Raw genomic sequence first — 18037 nt, forward strand, 5'->3', positions numbered from 1 at the left:
ACACACTTAATTAAATGTCGCATTGATTAGTTTGGCAATATTTGGCATTATCTATAAACTCTTGCAACTTATTCAAGGGAATTATCTGGAATGATGACCCACCTTGCACCGCCGCCGTGATGTAAGCAAACTTTTGTCCACGATAAAACTGGTCACGTCCAACCTTGGTGGCATACCGAGACTTCTGGAAGTCATTAGCAATATTAGAATTATAAATATTTTGTAACAGTTTCACCGCTTTGGCATTTTTTGTGGTGAATTTGATGCTTGAGTCACCACTCACAGTTATTCCTTCTTTAGTCACTGTCCCATTTTGAGAAGTGACATCAGCATAAAAGTATAAATTTCCCTTTGTACCCTCGTAGCCGTGGGCTTCGCTGTTGTATCTCAAAGTTGGTAATTGCGATCGCGTTTTTGCCCACTTAACAACAGTGTTGATGTTTTGCTCTGGAAGCGCATTTGCAGGAGTGACGGCTAAAATAACTGCGATCGCAGATAGGGCAACATTGAATAAATAGTTAAATTTAGAACTTTTGTGCATAGTATTTTCCCGTTAAAGAATACTGATAGCTAAAGCTAAAAAACACTGCATTTTGAGAATTATTTCCAGGGCGGCGTTATTTCGCAATCTTAAGTCATCAGTAGCAAAAACAACTTAACATCGACTAATGACTACTGTCCACCGATCATTGCTGAAGGAAATTTAGTTTCAACTAAGATTTTGTAACATTTGCAATAATCTTAGAATGGATACTGCCACAAACATCAAAATAGAGGTTTTCGGCATCAGTAGACCATGCCTAGCCTATTTCTGAGTTACAAAACTTAGATTTGATCTCAGCCAAACAAGAGTATGTACTCTTGAGACTGGATGTATCTAAGCTACGGGTTCTACACACTTCTTAATAAACCAGCCTTGAGAACGCAAAACGTTCTAATCTAAAAGCTAACTGGGTTAATTTACTGGCAGTTTTGCAGGCAATACTCTCAAGTTCATAAAGCATAGAGACACCGATGTGTCAAGCCTCAAAGCGACCCAGATTTAACATATATAACGATTATGATGGGAGTTTTACAAAGCCGATGAGTGTTAAGGCGAGTGGTGGAAGCTCAGTTGCGCGTCCGCAACTATATCAAACCCTAGCTGTAGCGACAATTACCCAAGCCGAGCAGCAAGACCGCTTTTTGGGAAGTGGTGAACTCAATGAACTGGCAAGCTATTTTGCATCTGGTGCAAAGCGGTTAGAAATTTCCCAAACGCTTACAGATAATGCCGAGATTATTGTGTCTCGCGCTGCCAACCGGATTTTTGTTGGTGGTTCGCCAATGGCTTTTTTAGAAAAGCCCAGAGAAGCAGAACTAGTAACTGCTGGTGGTGGTGGTGCTAATGTTCAGCAAGGGATGCAACTAGGAACTGTAACCTACGTTGAAAGTCGTGGCGGGTTCCTAGAAAATTTACGATCAATATTTAACTCATCCCCCAGCGGTCCGGTACCCGCAGGTTTCAGACCAATTAACATTGCTCGTTACGGCCCCAGCAATATGGCCAAGAGCTTGCGGGATTTATCCTGGTTCTTGCGCTACGCTACTTATGCGATCGTTGCTGGCGACCCCAACATCATAGCGGTGAACACACGGGGTTTGCGGGAAATAATTGAAAATGCCTGCTCTGGTGAAGCAACGCTGGTAGCTTTGCAAGAAATCAAAGCCGGATCACTTTCCTTTTTCCGCAAGGATGCTGAGGCTACAGAAATTGTGTCTCAGTACATGGATGTTTTGTTAACAGAATTCAAAGCAGCCACACCTTCAAATAAAGTCCGTCAACGTCCCTCTAGCGACCAACAAGGGTTGCAACTGCCGCAAATTTACTTTAATGCAGCAGAACGCCGTCCCAAGTTTGTGATGAAAACTGGGTTGTCAGCTAGCGAAAAAAATGAGGTAATCAAAGCGGCATATCGGCAAATTTTTGAGCGCGACATTACCCGTGCTTATAGCTTGTCCATATCTGACTTAGAATCCAAGGTAAAAAATGGCGATATCTCCGTGAAGGAGTTTGTTCGTCGTCTTGCTAAATCTCCCCTTTACCAAAAACAGTTTTACCAGCCTTTTATTAACAGCCGAGTCGTCGAACTTGCTTTCCGCCACATTTTAGGACGGGGCCCAAGTAGCCGGGAAGAAGTGCAAAAATACTTCTCGATTATTTCTAATGGTGGTCTGCCAGCCTTGGTAGATGCCTTAGTCGATTCTGCTGAATACGGCGACTATTTTGGTGAAGAAACAGTACCTTACCTCCGGGGTCTGGGCCAAGAAGCACAAGAATGTCGCAACTGGGGGCCGCAGCAAGACCTGTTTAACTACAGTGCGCCTTTCCGCAAAATCCCTCAGTTCATTACCACATTTGCGGCTTACGAACAGCCACTACCAGACCAACATCCTTACGGTTCTGGTAATGACCCCCTCGAAATTCAGTTTGGCGCGATTTTCCCGAAAGAAACTCGCAACCCCAGCACCCGTCCTGCTCCTTTTGGCAAAGATACCAAACGCATCCTGATTCACCAAGGCGCAGGGATTAATAACCAAAATAGTAATCCCAAAGCACGGGGTGAAGCTCCTGGTACACTTGGGCCCAAGGTGTTCAAATTAGACCAACTACCTGGTACAAGAGGTAAAAAGGCTGCCAAAAATTCTAGCGTCAGATTCTCCGAAAGCTCAACCCAAGCTGTGATTAGAGCTGCTTACCTGCAAGTTTTCGGTCGCGATCTTTACGAAGGTCAGCGCCCTAAAGTATTGGAAATAAAGCTGGAAAACGGCGACATCTCTGTACGGGAGTTTATCCGTGCTTTGGCTAAGTCTGATGTATTCCGCAATCTGTACTGGTCATCGCTCTATGTTTGTAAAGCGATCGAGTATATTCACCGCCGCTTGTTGGGTCGTCCGACTTATGGCCGTCAAGAAATCAACAAGTACTTTGACATTGCTTCCAAACAAGGTTTTTACGCAGTAGTTGATGCCATCATTAACAGCGTAGAATACAGCGAAGCATTTGGTGAAGATACAATTCCTTACGAACGGTATCTGACTCCCGGTGGTGTATCTGGGCGGCAATTGCGCGTTGGTAGCATTCGTGAAGATGTTGCCGCAAAAGTTCAGAAGGAAGTAACGCCAAGCTTTGTGACATTGGGTACAGTCACAGAAAAACGGTCAGAACCAGATATTCAGTTCCGTATTAACCAAGGTGTTAGCAAGCAACGCGAACAAACCAAAATCTTCAAACTGGTTTCCAATACCAGCGACAAAGTTGCAGTAAAAACCTTGATTAGCGCTGCCTATCGTCAGATTTTTGAGCGCGATATTGCACCCTACATCGCTAAAAATGAATTTACGGCGTGGGAAAGCAAGTTGGGGAACGGCGAAATCAGTGTGAAGGAATTTATTCAAGGTTTGGGTTACTCGAACCTCTACCTGAAAGAATTCTACACACCTTACCCCAACACCAAAGTGATTGAGTTGGGAACCAAACACTTCTTAGGACGTGCGCCATTAGACCAAGCAGAAATCCGCAAGTATAACCAAATTTTGGCGACTCAAGGGATTCGTGCCTTTATTGGTGCTTTGGTAGATAGTGTGGAATATAACCAAGTATTTGGTGAAGATACGGTTCCTTACCGTCGCTTCCCAACCCTACCTGCGGCAAACTTCCCGAATACCGAGAAGCTGTACAACCAGCTGACCAAGCAAAACGATGACGTAGTTGTGCCTAGCTTTAAACCCGTGCAAGCCCGCGTAGGAGTTAGTAACGATACACCACTTTTGACGCAGGCGATCGCAGATATAGCAGCCCAAACAAACGGTATCAACAAGAGCAAGCCCGCTTTTGCTGAACTAGGTCGTTCCTACAACGATGGTAGCGGACAACCCGTAGAAGTGAGTGTGCGTAAACATGCACGCATTTACCGTCTAACAGAAAGTGCAAACCAAGCCGAAACACAACAGGCAATCAACGCCATTTACTGTCAGGTATTGGATGTATTTAGCGGTGAAGTACCTGATAATTTCCGCCGTACTGACCTAGACAACAAACTCCAGAATGGTGAAATTTCCGTGCGGGAGTTTGTGCGTGAGCTAGCTAGTTCCGAAATCTATCGTCAGCGCTTCTTATCACCTTATCCTCATGCCAAGGTCATTGAGTTCCTCTTCCGTCACCTGTTGGGGCGTACACCCGCAGATCAGGAAGAAATTCGCCAGTGCAACCAGCTGCTAACTGATAGTGGTTTATCGGCTGCTGTAAAAGCAATAGTCGAAAGTCCAGAATATAGCCGCTACTTCGGTGAAGATGTTGTGCCTTACAACCGCTTCCCAATAGGGAATAGGGAATAGGGAATAGGGAATAGGGAATAGGGAATAGGGAATAGGGTACAGATTATTTACTGTTCCCTGTCCCCTGTAACCTTTGCCCTTTCCCTTTCGTAACCTTTCGTAATATTGCTCTCAGATTACAGCTAAAACAGGGAATTCTGAAAGGTAATATTACAAAGTGTTAAGAGCAGTCATAAATGCTCAACAGAATGCCGGAAAATGTTTTGCGGAAGGTAACTGAGTTTAAAAGCTTGTGTACTTGTGTTGACTCAAAAAACTCGTAATTGATTAGCCGTAGCAGTTATCAAAGTGTTGTGTCTAAAAGAACGAGAGAACAAACTCAGTAAACCAAATTTAGAGTCTCACCAGTTAAATCAAATCCTGGTTTCATTTGTATTGGAGGAATCCATTAATGAGTATCGTCACGAAAGCTATCGTGAATGCTGACGCAGAAGCTCGCTACCTCAGCCCTGGTGAATTGGATCGGATCAAATCCTTTGTTGCCAGTGGTGAACGCCGCGTGCGGATTGCTCAAATTTTGACAGAAAATCGTGAGCGGCTGGTTAAGCAAGCTGGCGATCAATTGTTCCAAAAGCGTCCTGATGTTGTGTCTCCTGGTGGTAACGCTTACGGTCAAGAATTGACTGCTACTTGCCTGCGTGACCTAGATTACTACCTCCGCCTCGTTACCTACGGTATCGTTGCTGGTGATGTTACACCGATTGAAGAAATTGGTGTTATCGGTGCCCGTGAACTGTACAAGTCCTTGGGAACCCCTATTGATGGTGTTGCTGAAGGTATCCGTGGGCTGAAGAATGTAGCTACTACATTGCTGTCTGGTGATGATGCTTCTGAAGCTGGTACCTACTTCGACTACCTAGTTGGTGCCCTGCTATAGGGTGATGCTGTTTCCCTGCCGAAACAGAAGTATTGCAATACGGTTGGAAATAAGGAATTAACAACATGGCTCAAGACGCAATTACCGCTGTCATTAACTCCGCAGACGTTCAAGGTAAATACTTAGACAGCTCTGCTTTAGAAAAACTAAAAGGCTACTTCGCTACTGGCGAACTGCGGGTACGTGCTGCTAGCACCATCAGCGCTAACGCTGCTGCGATCGTCAAAGAAGCTGTAGCAAAATCTTTGCTATACTCTGACATCACCCGTCCCGGCGGCAACATGTACACTACCCGCCGCTATGCTGCTTGCATCCGTGATTTGGACTACTACCTCCGCTATGCCACCTACGCTATGTTAGCTGGCGATCCTTCCATTTTGGATGAGCGTGTATTAAATGGCTTGAAGGAAACCTACAACTCTTTAGGAGTTCCCGTTGGTGCTACTGTGCAAGCTATCCAAGCAATCAAGGAAGTAACCGCTAGCTTGGTTGGTTCTGACGCTGGTAAGGAAATGGGCGTTTACTTAGACTATATCTCTTCTGGCTTAAGCTAAGAGCTAGTTTGCGCTTAACAATTTAGGTGCGGCTTTATTAAGGTCTGGAAATCAACCGTGAGTGCTAGAACGTTATATTGCTTATCTTGGTAAATTATCAGTGATGAGTGTTGGTGGTCTAGTATTGATGTTTGATTTCCAGCCTTGGAATGATTAAAAGATTTGCACTCAAGATTTTGAGATAAAAAAAGTTTTCACAAAGTTTACAGGAGATTTTCAAAATATGTCCCGTTTGTTTAAAATTACTGCTCTAGTTCCCAGCCAAACCCGAATTCGTACCCAACGCGAACTACAAAATACCTACTTCACTAAGCTAGTTCCATACGAAAACTGGTTCCGTGAACAGCAACGTATTCAAAAAGCAGGCGGTAAAATTATCAAAGTGGAATTGGCAACTGGTAAACAAGGTGCTAATACTGGCTTGTCGTAATTCTGTAAATAGAATATTATTTTAGGGAATTGGTAAGAGGTTGAAAAAGACCTCTTTTTTGTTGAGAATTAATATTACAAAAAATCTGTTTTCTATTTTGGAAAATTAGACTATCGCAAAATTTATGAATCTAGGTCTATGGGTGATAAAAATTGATAAAGAGGTCTAATACCAGACCTCTTTTTTTATTACTTATATTTCTGAAAGTTAAGAGTTGAACATCTCTATAAGGCGATAACCACGAGTATATAGCGGAACTGGAGCGCCAGAATTCTGTTTTTTCCTGGCTTGTTCACAACTTTCATCAAACACAATTAGCGTTTCTTGACCAACTTTCAGCCAGTCTTCATAAGGCACGCTCATATCTTCTTCAACACCACCAAGACTAGGTGCTACCATTACCCGGTAGGCTTCATTGAATTTCCTCCGAAACCGGAAATCTACAGAAATTCTTAAACCTTCAGTTTTCCTTCTTACTGTTTGGTGCAATCCACGGGCATCATTAAAGTACATCGTGCCATGTTGCAGTTGTGCTTCTGTATAGGAGACAACCATTGGAACATTCTGACCTTCATCGAAGTCTGACATCACTTGCATAAACTGTAGTTCAATCTCGCGGGGCATCTCACCTGCTTCAATGGTTATATTATCGATGTCGCCAAATAGTGGCAGAACTACTACAGTCGCATCAGCAGCAACACCTGCCCAGACATCGCTATGGCATTTTGAGCTAGCGAAGGGCAAACTCAATTTTTTTGCATCAGTTTTACCATAAACTATGCGGAGATTGACTGGTAAATCTACTGCATCAATCAGTTCATTTGCTCCTAATTGGTAGAAAGCCTCAGCTACACTTTTTTGAAAGAGGTTAAATGCTAAAGTATGTTCTCGCTTGGGCATCAAAAGACCAGTACCTGTGTAGTTCGGTAATGTATTTCTTGCTTCCAATAGTCGTTCCAGCATTTCGGCTTCTGAAAGAATTATGTGACTATTCAGACACGCTGAAATATAACCAGCAGCAGCAATGCGGATCTGCTGGAACAACTCAGCCTTTAATGTGTGTTCAAACAATAATCGGTACTGTCGTCTTGTAGCAATTTTCTCAGCAAGCTCATCAAAGAGTCGATCGCCAAGTTGAGAGAATGCGATCGCACGGTCATATTCTACGCGATCGCCCACTACTGACTTGTCTAACAGTTCTTCTAACATGATCTCTTCCAAGGTTATTCTAAATTATTTAAATCACTCATACATCCCAAGCCATTTCATTTTAAAAACGATCTGACTATTACAACTTAACAAGATTATTCTCCTTATACTTCGTAAAATATACTGTTTACTTTCTATTGTTTATCTTGATTTAAAGAGTTAACTTTAACCAGATTAGTAAAGTATATGTAAAGTTAAAGTTTAAGCCTCAATATATTTGTATGTAAAGTAGCCATTAACTAAGTATTTCGAAAACTTCATGAAGCCTGATTATATTAATGTTTTTATATTTAAAGAAATTAAAAAGTTAAGAATATTTCATTTAGGTTTAATCTTGAAACCTATCATTTTTTTACGCAAAATTAACCATAAAACAAAAATCAGTAAAATCAACATTAGCATTAAATTAGGTAAATGTTACAACATATATAGTATTAAATTCTTATAAACCTCGATTGATTAAAACCAAGATAACTCTAATATAAATAGATAGCTAAATATGTCAAATAATCACAAAGACTCAACTATCAACTTATACAATCGCACAGCATCAGACTGGATTAGAGGAGAACCTAGTTCGCTCTCAGACTTTACAGCACGTCCTTTTGTACTAGAGCTTTGTGAGCCTGTTAGTGGACTGCGAGTAGTTGATATAGGTTGTGGAGAAGGTTATTGCAGTCGAGAATTACATAGGCGTGGTGCTGCACAAGTATATGGAATAGACCTTTCCCAAGGCATGATTGAAGCTGCAAAGTTGCAAGAAGTCGAAGATGGTTTAGGTATTAGCTATGAAGTAGGATGTGCTACCAATCTCAAGCAGTTTGATGATGGCAAAATTGACTTAGTTGTTGCAGTATTTTTATTTAACTATTTGACAATTTCTCAAACCCAAGAATGTATGGCAGAAGTTGCACGCATTCTTCGTCCCGGCGGTAAATTTGTATTTAGCGTTCCCCATCCATCTTTTCCATATATGCGGGAGGCAGCATATCCATTTTATTTTCAAGTTGAGGGTGCAGGCTACTTCAGTAAGCGAGATCAGCAGTTTCCTGGTCGTATTTGGAAACGAGATGGCTCCTGGTTAAATGTCCAATTGATTCACAAAACTCTTGAAGATTACTTTAATGCCCTTAGAATTGCTGGCTTTAATACTATGCCAATTTTACAGGAATTACGTGTAACTCCAGAACATATTGCAGTAGACCAATCATTTTTTAGTCCTTTACTTGACCAACCACTCCATCTAGCCCTACAAATATCACGATGACACAGATATCTTCTTTAGCAAGAAATTCTTTCCGTGAAATAACAGTTAATCATCCTTTATGGAACCATGAGTTCCTAATCCGTTGTCGGGCTGGAAATTTATTTTTACCAGACGTACAGATACTAGCTGTTCAGATGTACAAATTCTCCAAACAATTTAATCGGATCTTGGCCAGTATTTTATCTTGTTGCGAAGATGAAAGTAGTCAGTTAGTCATCTTAGAAAACCTATTTGACGAAATGGGACAGGGAGATATAACTCAGTCCCACCCAGAGTTGTTTCGTCAATTTACCCGCGCCCTTGGTATCGACGACGAAACTTTGGCAGCACTGCCCACTGTACCTGAAACTCGTGCCCTGATTGAAACTTACTTGCAGATGCCACATAAATATGGCTACTTAGCTGCACTAAGTGCTGTCTGTTATGCTTCCGAAGGGATTGTTAGCTCACTTTACACGCAACTATATAAAGGAATTATTGGTGCTGCTCCCTTACCCAAAGAAGCCCTGATCTTTTTTGAAGTCCATATTGATGTAGATGATAGTCATGCAGCAAAGCTGGCAGCAGTGATTGAACCTCAAATCACCATGAATGAGGAGGATATCAAGGTAAAACTGGCTATTGTTGAAGCTATGGATGCGCGTGTCCAATTTTTTAATGGGATTCAGCGTCAAATCTCTAAATACAGCTTGTATCCTGATTCATGGGTGCATTTTGATGCATTGCTGTAGTATTGTGTCAAGTTTAAATTGATGAGTAAACAAGTTTGTAGTAAGGACTTTAGTGCTTACTACAGATCCTCAAAACTATCTGGGCAAAGCAATAAGTGAAAATACGGTTGTAACAATGAGGATTTGTAGCATTAGAATACAAATAGTTTTACTTGTTTTTTTGGGATTTTAAATCTGTAACAAAACATTTTCAAAGTATAACTACAGAAAATATTGTCATTTAAATAACCTTTTTAAGAAATTAGTTGTCGAGTCTTGGGTAAATTCACAAAGCAAAATTAGGTGCAGTCATCAGGAGGCTTCCATGTACGGTTTAGTGAACAAGGCGATTCAAGACATGGTATGCAGTCGTTTTGGCGAAGAGACTTGGAAACAAATTAAGCACAAAGCAGAGGTGGACGTAGATGTTTTCCTCAGTATGGAAGGCTATCCCGATGACATCACCCACAAGTTGGTAAAAGCTGCTAGTGTCGTTCTAAGTTTATCTCCCAAACAGATTATGCAAGCCTTTGGGGAATTCTGGGTTCAGTACACAGCCCAAGAAGGCTATGGTGAAATGCTGGACATGAGTGGAGATACATTGCCTGAGTTTTTAGAAAACCTCGACAATCTTCATGCTCGTGTAGGAGTTAGCTTTCCTAAACTCCAGCCCCCATCATTTGAGTGTACTGATATGGAGAAAAATTCTCTAAATTTACACTATCGTTCTGATCGAGAAGGGCTAACTCCAATGGTTATTGGTCTAATCAAAGGATTGGGAACAAGGTTTGATACAGAAGTTCATATTACCCAAACCCAGAATCGGGATGAAGGTGCTGAACATGATGAATTTTTAGTAATTTATAAACCAAATTGAGTGCAGCAGCATGGCTCCTCCTCAGCTTACGCTTTCACCAGAGTTACTGGCGAAAGCTTTTCCCTTCCACTTTGCATTTAGCCGTAATCGTGAAATTGTACAAACTGGTGATGTCTTGGAGCGCATTAGTCCTGAGCCATTAGTTGGTAAATTGATTGAGCAGCATTTCCAGATTAATCGTCCAAAGATTCTGATTGATTTTGATGCTATTAGTAACCAGCCTCGTGCCCTATTTATTTTAGAGTTTCTTCACAATGGAATGCAGCTAAAGGGTCAGATGATGTATCAACCAGAGGAGGAGGTAATATTTTTTTTAGGTTCTCCCTGGATTACAGATACAACTAGCTTGGCTCCTTTGGGTATCAAGCTCAAAGACTTTGCGATTCACGACCCAATAGTTGATTTTCTGTTTTTACTGCAAGCTCAGAACACTGCTTTGACTGATGCCAAAAAGTTAACAAGCGAACTGAAACAACAAAGGGCACAACTGCGGAGTGCGCTGCAAATTAAGGAGAACCTAGCGGAAATTGCTGAGGCTCAGGCTAAAAGATTGGAAAAATCTCTCCGGGAGCTACAGCAAACTCAAGCCCAATTGGTTCAGGCGGAGAAAATGTCCAGTTTGGGGCAGTTGGTTGCAGGAGTTGCTCACGAAATTAACAACCCTGTTAACTTTATTTACGGAAATTTAAAATATACAAAAGATTATACACAGTGTTTGCTGAAGCTTGTACTTCTTTACCAGCAATTTTATGCCAATCCTGTGCCAGAAATTAAAGAATACATTGAGGAAATCGAGTTAGATTTTTTACTAGATGATTTGCCTAAAATTCTAGATTCGATGCAAGTAGGAGCCGAAAGGATCTCTGAAATTGTCTTGTCTCTGCGGAACTTCTCTCGTCTTGATGAAGCAGGAATGAAAAAGGTTGATATTCACCACGGACTAGATAGTACCTTGCTGATTTTACAGAATCGGTTTAAGAATAGTGTAGATCATCCTGGGATAAAAGTAGTTAAAAACTATGGAAACTTGCCTTTGGTAGATTGCTACGCCGGCCAACTCAATCAAGTATTCATGAATATTATCAGTAATGCCATCGATGCACTCGAAAGCCATAACGATAAACGTGCGATCGCAGAAATTCATGCCAGTCCGAATATAATTACAATTATTACAGAAGTCATTGAAACAAACTGTGTTATCCGAATTGCTGATAATGGTTCAGGAATGACAGAAGCAGTTAAGGAACGACTGTTTGATCCATTTTTCACAACTAAGCCTGTGGGTAAGGGTACAGGACTAGGTTTGTCAATTAGCTATCAAATTGTAGTTGAAAAACATGGGGGAACACTGAAATGTGTATCAGAAACTGGGCAGGGCACTGAATTCTGGATTGAAATTCCCCTCTCTATGGACACACAAGCAGTTGATTGCGTCAAATCGTTGAGTTATGTTTTATGAATTATGAGAATTAAGAAATGCTTGCAGTGGCAGAGAAGCACTAACCATTTATTTTTAACTCTCTGAATTCTCAATTATTTTTAAAACTACTGTGTTTAATGTATAAAATATTGATTTTAGTTTACGTGTAGTGATGCTATCTCTATGGGATGGTAAGCATAGCTTGTTTCGTCTAAGGATATGGCATTCATAGCCAACCAAATTTGTCAAAAATATTTAACTAACAGTGTATTGAAGTTAACAACTCTAAGATTTATAGTTTTAAAGACTACTTATGAGTTATAAGTTATGATTTATGAGTTTTATTTCTAACTCCTAATTCCTAACTTTTTACCTGTACTGCTCGTGAATCTACGCCGCCTGATTCCAATTTTTGATAGTTCAGTTTCGAACTGGGCACTAGAAGCGCGTTTGTTGCGCTGGTTAACGTTGATTTGGCTGTTTGTCGGCTTGATAATGTTATTTTCAGCATCCTATCCCGTCGCTGACGCGCGTCAGAGTGATGGACTGTACTACTTTAAGCGTCAACTACTTTGGGTCTTAGTTTCTTTAATCGGATTTAATATTATTGTTAATTTGCCGTTACAAAAAATTTTGGGAGTATCCCATTGGTTTTTGTTGCTGTTTTTGGCATTAATTTTCGTCACACTGATCCCAGGATTGGGAAAAAAGGCATTTGACGCAGCCCGTTGGATTGCGATCGGGCCAATTCCTATTCAACCTTCAGAATTAATTAAACCCTTTTTGGTGCTGCAAAGTGCTCGGCTTTTTGGTCAGTGGGAACGTATCAGTTGGCGGGTTCGCTTTGCTTGGTTGGGTATTTTCGGTTTGGTACTTTTAGGAATTCTTGCCCAGCCCAACTTAAGTACAACAGCACTTTGCGGTATGACTATTTGGCTAATTGCTCTCGCGGCTGGCTTACCTTACAAGTACCTGGGAGGAACAGCAATTGGCGGAGTAATGTTGGCGATACTCAGTATTAGCATAAAAGAGTATCAGCGTAAGCGGGTGATGTCATTCCTCAATCCTTGGGCGGATGCTACAGGAGATGGCTACCAGTTGGTGCAAAGTCTACTAGCTGTGGGTTCTGGTAGGACTTGGGGAGCCGGGTTTGGGCTTTCTCAACAAAAACTGTTTTATTTACCCATTCAGGATACCGATTTTATTTTTGCCGTGTTCGCTGAGGAGTTTGGCTTTGTTGGCAGTATGGTGTTGTTGGCACTTTTAGCTACATTTGCCACCCTCGGATTAATTGTGGCGCTGAAGGCTAAAAATATAGTGCATCGATTGGTAGCGATCGGTGTGACGATTTTGATGATAGGACAATCACTGCTCCATATTGGTGTGGCTACAGGTTCTCTACCAACTACAGGCTTACCTTTACCAATGTTTAGTTATGGTGGTAATTCTATGATTGCTAGCTTAATAGCTGCTGGGTTGCTGATTCGGGTAGCACGCGAGAGTAATGAAGCTGAGGTGGTACCGTTACGAAAACCCCTGTTTCAAAATGGGCGACGACATCGGAGTTTTCAGAAAAATAGGAATTGAGTTAGTAGTAAATAGGGCAGGCAACCTTTCACAGCCTATTAAGAATGTTCCTAAGAGCCTGATAAAACTTACCTCTGAGGTAAGGGGCTTTGAAATGGGTTAGGTGGAATTGGGTTAATGGTAGGTATAGGAGTAGGCACTACTTTTTTGAGGACTGTGATTACAAATCCTTTTTGCTGGGGTGGTTGCTTATTAGATATATCATTAACTTGCAGCGTGATTTGAGGTGGGAAGGCTAGATTAACTGGAAACTGCTTTGAGTCACTTAATGCAACTTCATCGCCGTATGGCAGAAGTTTAACTTGAATATTTTCTTTTTCCCCTTCTACTCTCCAACTCAGGGTAGCAGTTGTTCCTTCGTCGAGAACCAGATTTGGTTGCTCACTACCGTTGATTGTGAAAGAAACAATCCTAAATGGTTTTGGTAAGATTTCTATTTTAGATTCAGTTTTTTTAAAACTAGTTTTTTGACTTCCATTAGAAAGAGCTTTGATTTGAAAGGCAAATTTTCCTGCTTTATATGCAGGTATAGGAATATTTATACATCGTAATTCTTGATTTTGTTGCGTACATAGCTTTTTAAGCTTAGGGTCTGCAAGATTACCTTGATTAATTTTATAAGCAATTGGTTCACCGTAGGATGTCTCATCATCTGCACCGCCAGCAATTTGAATTTGTTGCAGGAGTAATGGACGTGCAATAGTCCAACTTAAAAGAATATTTTGACCTTTTGTATACTGTGGTTTATCGGCTTGAAAATTAACAACTTCAGCAATTGGTTTCTCAGCTATTTCTACTTGGGTTGTTTGGGTTGATACTTGATTAGTTCGAGAGAATAATTGTATGCCATTTTGATAAGAGGCTTGTAACTCAAAAGTGTAATTTCCTTTTGTTTTCACTCCAGTCTTGACGTTACTACAAATAAGGTCTTCTTGTTGTATCTGACAAAGAGGTGTACCTCCCTTACCCAGTGCTTCAGGAATGCCATTGCTAAAGTCATAAATAATAGGCTCAATGGGTTGCGAACCTTTAGCAGTCAGAACCAACTTTTGCAACTGTTTATAGTGGTGAATTTCCCAGTTCAAAGAAACCTCATCACCTTCAGTAATTTGAGAGTCCTTTGCACTAAAATTTTCTAATTTCAAAGGATCGGGATTTAAAATTCGCCAAAGGATGAATCCTATTCCTCCTAATAATCCCAAAATTGCCAAAATTAACAGAATAAATTGCCACAAAGGACGAGGTTTCCATACCAAGCTGCCTTGAGGCAATGTGTTAGGTAGGGGTAAATTTTTTTGGTCTTTGATGTCCAGTTGAAAGTTAACCACTAGCCCTGCACCAAACCACGGTTTTCGCCACCAAGGTCTGGGTTTGACCGTCAAGTTGGCCACAGCATTTCTATTTGGTAATAATCTTATTTCAGTCGGATCAAATTTGTAAGTATATAGTTCTTCTTCGTCTCGACTTTTTAAGCTTAATATCAGTTCGCGGACAATATTACCCTGATTCGCTAGTGATAATTCATACTTGCCAAGACTACGGCTAACTTGTCCCAAAATCGTATGAAGTTCTATATCTAAGCGATAATTTGTCGGAATTTGAATATACACCAAGTCTAGCAGTACTAAGTCGGGAGAATTCTCCGAATACAAGCGGATTGTAGGAGAGTAGCTTCCTGCGAGTGTATCCCCAGGTGGGTGAAATTTCAACAATATTTGACCTTTAGTACCAGGGTTTAGTTCTAGCGCAGTAACTTCAGATACCAATCCAGAACCCTCGTATCCACTTGCAGGGTAATTAATTGTGAACCAGTCTTCGTCTAAATCTGGACAACTCAAGCGGAACCTATCGACGAGATAAGAGCGATTATCAACTATAATCTCTACTTGCAGAGGCTCACTAGGATTGAAAATTAGTGGCTTGTTGGGGTTGGTGTTAGGTCTAATGGAAAATGTCGGGTCATTCACCCGAATTGCAGTCTGTTCTTGTAGCAGAACCTTAATTTGGTTTGGGAAGGTTATGGGTGTATCTTGAGGATAATGTAGAGGTGAATCTACGACTAATGTATAGTCATAGGTTCCGGGAAGAGTATTTGCGGCAATTTGAAACTCAAATTTTACTTCATCACTATTCTGTTGAGAAGCTAATGCTAAACTTTCTCTAGGAGAACTAGACCAACCGGTTAAATTTTGAAATACTTCGTCAAAAACAAAATGTAAGTCAATAACCGCATCTTGGTCTCCTTGATTGATTACAACAACATAGAGTTCAATGGTATCTCCTGGCATTCCAAATTGAATTCCAGGTGGGTTGATAATAACTTGCAGTGGATTGAATTTAGCTTGCATGTCATTGACTCTCTTATTTGATGCGGTGTAGTTTGACTTGAAAATCTTCACCACCACTAACAATCATGGTTCCTTGATTAGTTTTCAAATCGATACTATTGATTTTTTTGGAGCTTTGGTAAATTGTTTTACCTTCTGCTGCCTTTATTTTGTCGAGCTTATGTTCGGGAGTTAAGTACCAAAGCACCACTCGTCCATCATCGCCACCACTTACTAGCAAACCACCATCATCACTAAATGCTAGACTACGCACAGATGTTTTTGATGCTGACCAGCGATCTAATGGCAAACAATTGAGTTCATTAACTTTTTCCTGCGGATTGGGATTTTTGAGAGTTTGGCACTGATTCAAATTCCAAATCGTAATGAATCCCGCAGAATCGGAAGTTGCTAGGATTTTTTCTGTGGAGTTAGGAACAAAAGCCAATCCCCAAATATAGTCTTCACGCCCAACTAATGGGTCTAGTTTTTCTAGATTTTGCACTGATAAACTTGGGAATTTTTTATCAGATTGAGTTGGGTTCCACTGCCACAAGATAAAACGCTTAAAGTTTCCGGCAATTACTAGAGTTTTGGCATCTGGGCTGAGATTTAATGCCCGGACTTGGAAACCTGATAGTTTCAATGTACTTTGTACGTCGATAACTTGCGGTTCTGGCTGAAAATCGCTGTTAGGCGCTGATCTTGACCATACTCTAACTTTACCACTGCCATAGCCACTGAATAAGTTAAGTGAATTTGAAGTGAAAGCTAAATCAAAGACGCGATCGCCTTTTGCTTTAGGATCTTTAAGGTCTTGAAGTTCGCTAATCTTTAGACCTGATGGTACATCTCTGAGTTCTATTACACCATTATCGAGACCAACGGCAACGCGATCATTTTGTAATGGCATGAAGCGTAAGACTTCTACAGCATCATCGGTAATCGCCATTAAACCTTTGGGCTGTTGCCGTTGGTCACAAGCTACGGGTTGCCCAGCGTATGTTACTGTGTCATCGGGGCCTAAGCTATCAGCAGCAATTCTCCAAAGTCTTAATGTGCAATCATCTGAGCCACTGACCACAGATAAACCAATACCACTAAAGCGTATTGAGTTTACAGAACGTGTATGCATTATATCTCTTGGTTGCAGTATTAATGCTAGGAATGCAGCTAAGAGTGCGATCGCAGCTAGCTGTAGCCATAGAGGTATAATTGGCAAAGCCTCCACTTCTAATGTCTGCGTGGCGGGGTCTGTACTCCCTAAACGTTGGTCGGATAATTCAGATTTAGCTTCTAATAAAAGAGTTTTACCGATTCCTACCCAAGGGCGTTTTGTTTTAACATCAAGAATGACCCTACTTGTCTCTCCTAAATGGAGATTGGCATTTTCAGGAAGCTTTTTGAAAGTACATTTTCGCCAGTCTCTACCCTGTACCTGGACATTAATTTGCTGGTTGAGGTTGCTAGCGTTTTTAAATAGTAATTCAAAGGAAGCTGTATCAGATTTCCAGTCAGGCAACCATGCCGATTTACTAGGAATTTTGAGGTGTTTTTGAGTGGTGGTAAAGTCTATAAAACCCACTGGTAAGACTTCAATGTTGCCTTCAGCACTGGTTGGATAACCATTATTGCTAACAGCTTCAATAGTAAAAGGGTAATTTTGGCTGGGCGCTTGCACTACAGAAGGAGGTTGACATTGAAATGTGGCTTCTCCTAATCCACCTGGATCTAGAGATAATCGGCGTTCTGCACTACTTGCTAGCCAAGATGGATTAACGCCTGTAAAACGTAGCCCCACATCAGTTGGTTGTTGCCCCAAGTTCCGCACCCGTACTGGTATATCTACTGAATTTCGGGGATAAACTTGAAACTCTCGCACAGGCAATTCGACACTTAAATGTGTTGGTCTGTTATCTCGTTCGATTTTCAGACGCAGCACAAGTCTGCACTGTTGTGCTAATTGCGGCGAAAAAATATTAACCATCAGGTTGACAGTACCGACAAATCCTGGAATAGGTGTATTGAATATGAAGACTTGAAATATGGTACTGCTTCCTGGTGGTTTAGCTGCTGCCACCTCTGGTTCGAGTCGATACCATCGGTATCCAGTGTTCCGGGTTTCTCCGGCGGCGGTAATTTCTACCTGAAAATTGACAAAGCGATCACTGTCATTATTGACAGTTACCTCAAATGATACAGGAGTATCACCTGGACGAAACGTTAGGTTCTGAGTAGAAAGGCTGGCATTAATAACACTTTTTTCCATGCTATTATTTATACTATTTTATTATTTTCCATGACTAATACTATTAAAAAATTAATATCTGCGAAAAAGTGACAATCGTTTTTTTGGTTTGATTATTCAAATGTATATATTCAATATTGTGTAATAAATTTCT

General features: G+C 41.0%; 13 protein-coding genes. 9 read left to right on the top strand and 4 right to left on the bottom strand.

Annotation, left to right across the window (positions count from 1 at the left end; genetic code table 11):
* Positions 1-10: 10 nt before the first annotated feature.
* Positions 11-541: a hypothetical protein gene (locus H6G86_RS09005; RefSeq protein WP_190934024.1), complete on the bottom strand. Its 531-nt coding sequence runs from the start codon at positions 539-541 to the stop codon at positions 11-13.
* A 542-nt stretch (positions 542-1083) separates the two neighbouring features.
* On the opposite strand from H6G86_RS09005, the gene H6G86_RS09010 reads away from it, so the two are divergent.
* From H6G86_RS09010 to H6G86_RS09025, 4 genes are all read left to right on the top strand, one after another.
* Positions 1084-4377: a phycobilisome rod-core linker polypeptide gene (locus H6G86_RS09010; RefSeq protein ID WP_190934025.1), complete on the top strand. Its 3294-nt coding sequence runs from the start codon at positions 1084-1086 to the stop codon at positions 4375-4377.
* A gap of 391 nt (positions 4378-4768) precedes the next feature.
* Positions 4769-5254, top strand: a complete 486-nt coding sequence (gene apcA, locus H6G86_RS09015) for an allophycocyanin subunit alpha (RefSeq protein WP_012411145.1) — start codon at positions 4769-4771, stop codon at positions 5252-5254.
* A 65-nt stretch (positions 5255-5319) separates the two neighbouring features.
* On the top strand, positions 5320-5808 hold the full coding sequence (gene apcB, locus H6G86_RS09020; RefSeq protein ID WP_069068902.1) for an allophycocyanin subunit beta: 489 nt from the start codon (positions 5320-5322) through the stop codon (positions 5806-5808).
* A 223-nt stretch (positions 5809-6031) separates the two neighbouring features.
* Complete coding sequence (locus H6G86_RS09025; protein WP_012411143.1) at positions 6032-6238, top strand: phycobilisome linker polypeptide; 207 nt, start codon at positions 6032-6034, stop codon at positions 6236-6238.
* A gap of 207 nt (positions 6239-6445) precedes the next feature.
* Here the strand turns inward: H6G86_RS09025 and H6G86_RS09030 are convergent, their stop codons facing one another.
* Positions 6446-7447 (bottom strand): hypothetical protein, encoded by a 1002-nt coding sequence (locus H6G86_RS09030; protein WP_190934026.1) that lies wholly within the window; start codon positions 7445-7447, stop codon positions 6446-6448.
* A 499-nt stretch (positions 7448-7946) separates the two neighbouring features.
* On the opposite strand from H6G86_RS09030, the gene H6G86_RS09035 reads away from it, so the two are divergent.
* The 5 genes from H6G86_RS09035 to H6G86_RS09055 all read left to right on the top strand — a co-directional run bounded on the left by H6G86_RS09035 (position 7947) and on the right by H6G86_RS09055 (position 13308).
* Positions 7947-8714, top strand: coding sequence for a class I SAM-dependent methyltransferase (locus H6G86_RS09035; RefSeq protein ID WP_190934027.1), 768 nt, complete (start codon positions 7947-7949; stop codon positions 8712-8714).
* Positions 8711-9445, top strand: coding sequence for an iron-containing redox enzyme family protein (locus tag H6G86_RS09040; RefSeq protein WP_190934028.1), 735 nt, complete (start codon positions 8711-8713; stop codon positions 9443-9445). Before H6G86_RS09035 ends, H6G86_RS09040 begins: the two co-directional genes overlap by 4 nt.
* Before the next feature lie 304 nt (positions 9446-9749).
* Entirely contained in the window at positions 9750-10301 is a 552-nt protein-coding gene (locus H6G86_RS09045) for a heme NO-binding domain-containing protein (protein ID WP_190934029.1), read from the top strand.
* Between the two features lie 10 nt (positions 10302-10311).
* Positions 10312-11760 carry a sensor histidine kinase gene (locus H6G86_RS09050; RefSeq protein WP_190934030.1) on the top strand — a complete coding sequence of 483 codons (1449 nt, stop codon included), beginning with the start codon at positions 10312-10314 and terminating at the stop codon, positions 11758-11760.
* A 345-nt stretch (positions 11761-12105) separates the two neighbouring features.
* A complete protein-coding gene (locus H6G86_RS09055; protein ID WP_190934031.1) occupies positions 12106-13308 on the top strand; it encodes an FtsW/RodA/SpoVE family cell cycle protein in 1203 nt (400 codons plus the stop codon).
* 68 nt (positions 13309-13376) lie between these two features.
* Here the strand turns inward: H6G86_RS09055 and H6G86_RS09060 are convergent, their stop codons facing one another.
* Positions 13377-15656 carry a COG1470 family protein gene (locus H6G86_RS09060; RefSeq protein ID WP_190934032.1) on the bottom strand — a complete coding sequence of 760 codons (2280 nt, stop codon included), beginning with the start codon at positions 15654-15656 and terminating at the stop codon, positions 13377-13379.
* Between the two features lie 13 nt (positions 15657-15669).
* Complete coding sequence (locus H6G86_RS09065) at positions 15670-17904, bottom strand: hypothetical protein (protein ID WP_190934033.1); 2235 nt, start codon at positions 17902-17904, stop codon at positions 15670-15672.
* Positions 17905-18037: the final 133 nt, after the last annotated feature.

Origin of the sequence: Nostoc sp. FACHB-133 (assembly GCF_014698055.1) — a bacterium.
Taxonomy (GTDB): Bacteria; Cyanobacteriota; Cyanobacteriia; order Cyanobacteriales; family Nostocaceae; genus Nostoc.